General features: G+C 66.2%; 3 protein-coding genes and 3 pseudogenes. 3 read left to right on the forward strand and 3 right to left on the reverse strand.

Translation table 11 applies throughout. The features are described 5' to 3' along the window. The 3 genes and pseudogenes from BM314_RS29775 to BM314_RS29785 all read right to left on the reverse strand — a co-directional run. On the reverse strand, positions 1 to 880 hold an 880-nt coding region (locus BM314_RS29775), incomplete at its 3' end, for a mannose-1-phosphate guanylyltransferase (RefSeq protein WP_244540097.1). Between the two features lie 94 nt (positions 881 to 974). Continuing rightward, on the reverse strand, positions 975 to 1,958 hold the full coding sequence (gene gmd / locus BM314_RS29780; RefSeq protein ID WP_091978426.1) for a GDP-mannose 4,6-dehydratase: 984 nt from the start codon (positions 1,956 to 1,958) through the stop codon (positions 975 to 977). A gap of 339 nt (positions 1,959 to 2,297) precedes the next feature. Then, a pseudogene (locus tag BM314_RS29785) lies at positions 2,298 to 2,898 on the reverse strand (IS3 family transposase); the annotation flags it as partial. Positions 2,899 to 2,972: 74 nt separating this feature from the next. Between BM314_RS29785 and BM314_RS29790 the strand changes: the two are divergent. From BM314_RS29790 to BM314_RS29800, 3 genes and pseudogenes are all read left to right on the forward strand, one after another. Beyond that, a pseudogene (locus tag BM314_RS29790) lies at positions 2,973 to 3,077 on the forward strand (transposase); the annotation flags it as partial. A gap of 54 nt (positions 3,078 to 3,131) precedes the next feature. After that, positions 3,132 to 4,300 (forward strand): IS3 family transposase gene (locus BM314_RS29795; RefSeq protein ID WP_091982161.1). Its coding sequence is split into 2 segments (ribosomal slippage): positions 3,132 to 3,399 and positions 3,399 to 4,300, totalling 1,170 coding nucleotides; the frame shifts between segments, so codons are not numbered across the junction. Between the two features lie 39 nt (positions 4,301 to 4,339). Continuing rightward, positions 4,340 to 4,939 (forward strand): annotated as a pseudogene (locus tag BM314_RS29800) (IS630 family transposase); the annotation flags it as partial. Positions 4,940 to 4,956 lie beyond the last annotated feature (17 nt).

A 4,956-nucleotide genomic window follows, 5' to 3' on the forward strand; every position in this document is an offset into this window, starting at 1 on the left:
ACACCCGGCCGCGCACGGCGTTGCCGGCCTCGTCGTGGTCCAGCACCTGCCAGACCGCGTCCCAGGTGCCGACATCCGACCACGCGAACGACACCGGCAGCACGCCGGCCCGGGCGGTCCGCTCCATCACCGCGTAGTCGATCGAGATCTTGGGCGCCTGGGCGAAGGCCGCCGCGTCGAGGCGCACGAAGTCGAGGTCGGTCACCGCCGCCTCCAGGGCCGCGCGCGCGGCCGCCAGCACCTCGGGGACGAACGCCTCCAGCTCGGCCAGCATCAGGTCGGCGCGGAACAGGAAGTAGCCCGAGTTCCACAGGGCGCCGTCGGTGATCAGCGCTTCGGCGCCGGCCCGGTCGGGTTTCTCGACGAAGCGGGCGACGCGGGCCGCGCCCGGAGCCTCGGCGATCGGCTCGCCGCGGCGGATGTAGCCGTAATCGGTGGCCGGCCGGTCGGGCTCGATGCCGAGCGTCATCGTGTAGCCGGCCTGGGCGCCGGCGGCCGCGCGCCGCACGGCGTCCACGAAGGCCGCCGTGTCGGGCACGACGTGATCGGCCGCCATGATCAGCACCACGGCCTGTGGGTCGCTGGCGGCGGCGTGCAGCGCCGCCACCGCCACGGCGGCGGCGGAGTCGCGGCCCTGCGGCTCGAGCAGGATGTCGGCGGAGAGACCGAGCTGGTCGCGCTGCTCGGCGACGATGAAGCGGGCCTCGGCCGAGGCGATGACGGTGGGCGTGGCGAAGACGGTGGCGTCCGACACCCGCGCCAGCGTTGCCTGGAAGGTCGAGCGCTCGGCGTCGACCAGACGGGCGAACTGCTTGGGCATGCTCTCCCGCGATGCCGGCCACAGCCGCGTCCCCGTCCCACCGCACAGGATGACGGGCATTACGGTCTGTTTATGGTCAGCCACGTTGGACTCGCATTTTATCGGACGTCTGCTGCGGCGGCCAGCAGCGGACCGCACTCAGGTTATTTCCACTTCAGGCGTTGGCGCTGAGGCGCTTGATGTCGGCATCGACCATCTCGGTGATCAGCGCCTCCAGGCTGGTCTCGGCCTCCCAGCCGAAGGTCGCCTTGGCCTTGGCGGGGTTGCCCAGCAGCACCTCGACCTCCGCCGGGCGGAACAGCGCCGGGTCGACGATCAGGTGGTCGTCCACCTTTAGGCCGACATGCTTGAACGCGATCTCGCACATGTCGCGCACCGTCGTGGTCCGGCCGGTGGCGATGACGTAGTCGTCCGGGCGGTCCTGCTGCAGCATCAGCCACATCGCCTTCACGTAGTCCCGGGCGTGGCCCCAGTCGCGCTTGGCGTCGATGTTGCCGAGCCGCAGCTCCTTCTGCTTCCCGAGCTTGATCCGCGCCACCGCGTCGGTGACCTTGCGGGTCACGAACTCGACGCCGCGCAGCGGGCTCTCGTGGTTGAACAGGATGCCGTTCGACGCGTGCAGCCCGAAGCTCTCGCGGTAGTTGATCGTCATCCAGTGCGCGTACAGCTTGGCCACGCCGTAGGGCGAGCGCGGGTAGAACGGCGTCGACTCGCTCTGCTTGGCCTCCTGGATCAGGCCGAACATCTCCGAGGTCGAGGCCTGGTAGTAGCGCGCCTGGGGCGCCGCCGAGCGCAGGCATTCGAGCATGTGCACGGCGCCGAGGCCGGTCACCTGCCCGGTGAGCAGCGGCTGCTGCCAGGACGAGGTCACGAACGACTGGGCCGCAAGGTTGTAGATCTCGTCGGGCTTCGTGGCCTGGACGATGCGCAGCAGGGCGGACTGGTCGAGCAGGTTGCCGTCGACCAGCTCGACATCGTCGGTGATGCCGAGCCACTTCAACCGGTGGTCGAAAACGCCGGCGTGGCTGGAGCGCCGCACGATGCCGGTGACGGCGTAGCCCTTCTGCAGGAGCAGCTGCGCCAGATACGCGCCGTCCTGGCCCGTCACTCCCGTGATCAGCGCTCGCTTGGCCGTCATGAACCCGTCCCGTCCCGATGATGCCCGGCTGCTACAACTCTACCGCCTTCTCCGTCAAGTTCGAGTTGTTCTAAGATCATCTTGATTTACAAACTGATAACAGGCTGCATTAAACCGCGCTATTATGTGGAAACGCAGTCAATGAAACGCTATAAACTTCGCCGGGGGCAAGTTTCATATTGTAATCATCGCTCAATTTATGGGGCGTCTACTAAGTTTTCTCGAAATTTCTCGTGATGCGTAGCTGGTGTGCGGTCGGCGACAGAGGCTGGTGCGCTTGTCCGTTGCAAATTAGCAACAACGCAATGATCCTTCCTCGGTGTCGCAGAAACAGGGAGATCATTTCGAGGTCCTCTCGGCTTGCTCGGGCGTGAGATAGCTGAGTGCCGAGTGGATGCGTTGCCGATTGTAGTAGCCCTCGATGTAGGCGAACAGATCGCGCCGCGCTTCATCTCGGGTCGCCCATTGTCGCTGATGGACGAGCTCGACCTTGAGCGTGTGGAAGAAGCTCTCCATCGGGGCATTATCGTGAGCCCCAAGCCGTGCGGCTCATCGACGGCTTCGCCCCCGTGCCGGAGAGCTGTCTCCGGTAGGCCTCGGCCGCGTACTGGCTGCCGCGATCCGAGTGACAGATGAGCCCGGCGGCCGGCCGCTGCCGCTGGGCGGCCATCATCGATGCTGCTACGCTCAGCTCGGCGCGCATGTGATCGCGCATCGACCAACCGACGATCTTGCGCGTGGCCAGATCGAGGACGGCGGCCAATTACAGCCAGCCCTCGCCGGTCGGCAGGTAGGTGATATCGGCCAGCCAGACCGTGTCGGGTCGCGCGGCTGAGAAGTCCTGCTTAAGGAGGGTGGGCGCGATGGGTAGATCGTGACGGCTGTCGGTTGTACAGGGCCGGAACCGACGCCCCGCCAGGGCGCGGATGCCATGCTGACGTCCTCCCATCGCTTTGGTCCGGCGTGAGTGCGAGTTTTCCGGTTTCGTGAGCCCCTGAGGGGAGGAGCAGAACCGTGAAGAAGAGCAGGTACACCGAAGAGCAGATCGCCTTCGCGCTGAAGCAGGCCGAGACCGGGACACCAGTCGCGGAGGTGCTGCGCCGGATGGGCATCTCCGAGCTGGACTTGCCTCGAGAAAGTGGAGAGCTCTTTTCCTGAAGGAGGAGGGTTCCGATGGCAGACCGGAAGCAGACCTTTACCCCTGAGTTTCGTGCTGAGGCGGTGCGATTGGCGCAGGCGAGTGGGCGGTCCCGCCGCGAGGTCGCCGCCGATCTCGGCGTCGGGCTCTCGACGCTGCGCAACTGGATTGACGGTCGACGTGAGCGGGAGATGGACAACCCACCGACCGACCGGCAGGAGGACATGGCCGCCGAGCTCAAGCGTCTGCGCCGCGAGAACGAGGTGCTGCGCCAGGAGCGGGAGATCCTGAAGCGGGCCACGGCTTTTTTCGCCAAGGAGGGAAGTCGATGAGGTTCCGCCTCATCGACGCGGCGAAGAAGGACTTCCCGGTCGCGCGCCTGTGCAAGGTCCTCGACGTCAGTCCGAGCGGCTATTTCGCCTGGAAAAACCGCCCGGCCTCGACGCGGCAGCGCGAGGATCTCGTGCTGCTTGCCCACGTCCGATCCGCCTTCACGCTCTCGCACGAGACGTATGGCAGCCCGCGCATGACCCACGAGCTGCGCGAGCAGGGCCTGGCGGCAGGCCGGCGGCGCGTGGCCCGGCTGATGCGGGAGAACGGGCTCAAAGCCCGCCAGCCGCGCCGCTTCCGGCGCACGACGGACAGCGGCCACGCCTTTCCAGTCGCGCCCAACCACCTCGACCAGGACTTCACGGCGGCCGGGCCGGATCGCAAGTGGGGAAGCGACATCTCCTACATCTGGACGCGGGAGGGCTGGTTGTACCTGGCGGTGGTCCTCGATCTGTACTCCCGACGGGTCGTGGGCTGGGCGGCGGGCGACCGGCTTCACAAGGAACTCGCGCTGACCGCGCTGCGACGTGCCCTTGTCGTCCGACGGCCCGGACCAGGTTTATTGCACCATTCCGACCACGGCAGTCAGTATTGTTCGAATGAGTATCAGGCAGAACTACGAGGGCATGGCATCGTAATCTCGATGTCTGGCAAGGGAAATTGTTATGATAACGCGATGGTCGAGACGTTCTTCAAGACACTGAAGAGCGAGTTGGTCTGGCGCACCGCGTTCCAGACGCGAGCCGAGGCCACCATCGCGCTGGCCCGTTACATCGATGGCTTCTACAATCCCTGCCGCCGTCACTCGGCGCTGGGCTTCAAAAGCCCCACCCAGTTCGAGAAGGGTATCGCCCACCAAACCGCTCTCCACTGAACTGAAGCAAGTCCACCACGGCATCTCGCGAAAAAAAGTACGGGGCACGCGGCCGAGCAGGACCGGGAGGACGTGAGAGCTGCGCGCGAGGCGTGGTTTGAGGGCCAACTCGACCTCGACCCGGATCACCTCGTGTTCATCGACGAGACCGCAGCCAACACCGCCATGGCCCGGCGCTACGGGCGCGCTCCAAGGGGCGAACGCTGCCGGATGAGCGTGCCGCAGGGTCACTGGAAAACCACCACCGTCACGGCGGGTCTGCGCACCAGCGGCATCACCGCACCCTGGCTGCTGGACGGTGCCATGAACGGGCAGGCCTTCCGCACCTACGTGGCCGACGTGCTCGCTCCAACGCTCCAGCCCGGCGACACGGTCGTCATGGACAACCTGCCGGCCCACAAGGTCAGCGGCGTCCGCGAGCGGATAGAGGCGGTGGGAGCCCGGCTGCTCTACCTCCCGGCCTACTCGCCCGACTTCAACCCGATCGAGATGGTCTTCGCGAAGCTGAAGGCACTGCTGCGCAGTGCGGCGGCACGAACTATCCCAGACCTTTGGGATGCCATACGGCGCAGCCTAACCCGCTTCGCGCCAGCTGAATGTCGAGCCTACCTTGCCGCTGCAGGATACGACGCAACCTGATCGGATGCCGCTCTAGG

This window comes from Methylobacterium sp. 13MFTsu3.1M2, from assembly GCF_900112625.1.
Classification (GTDB): Bacteria; Pseudomonadota; Alphaproteobacteria; order Rhizobiales; family Beijerinckiaceae; genus Methylobacterium.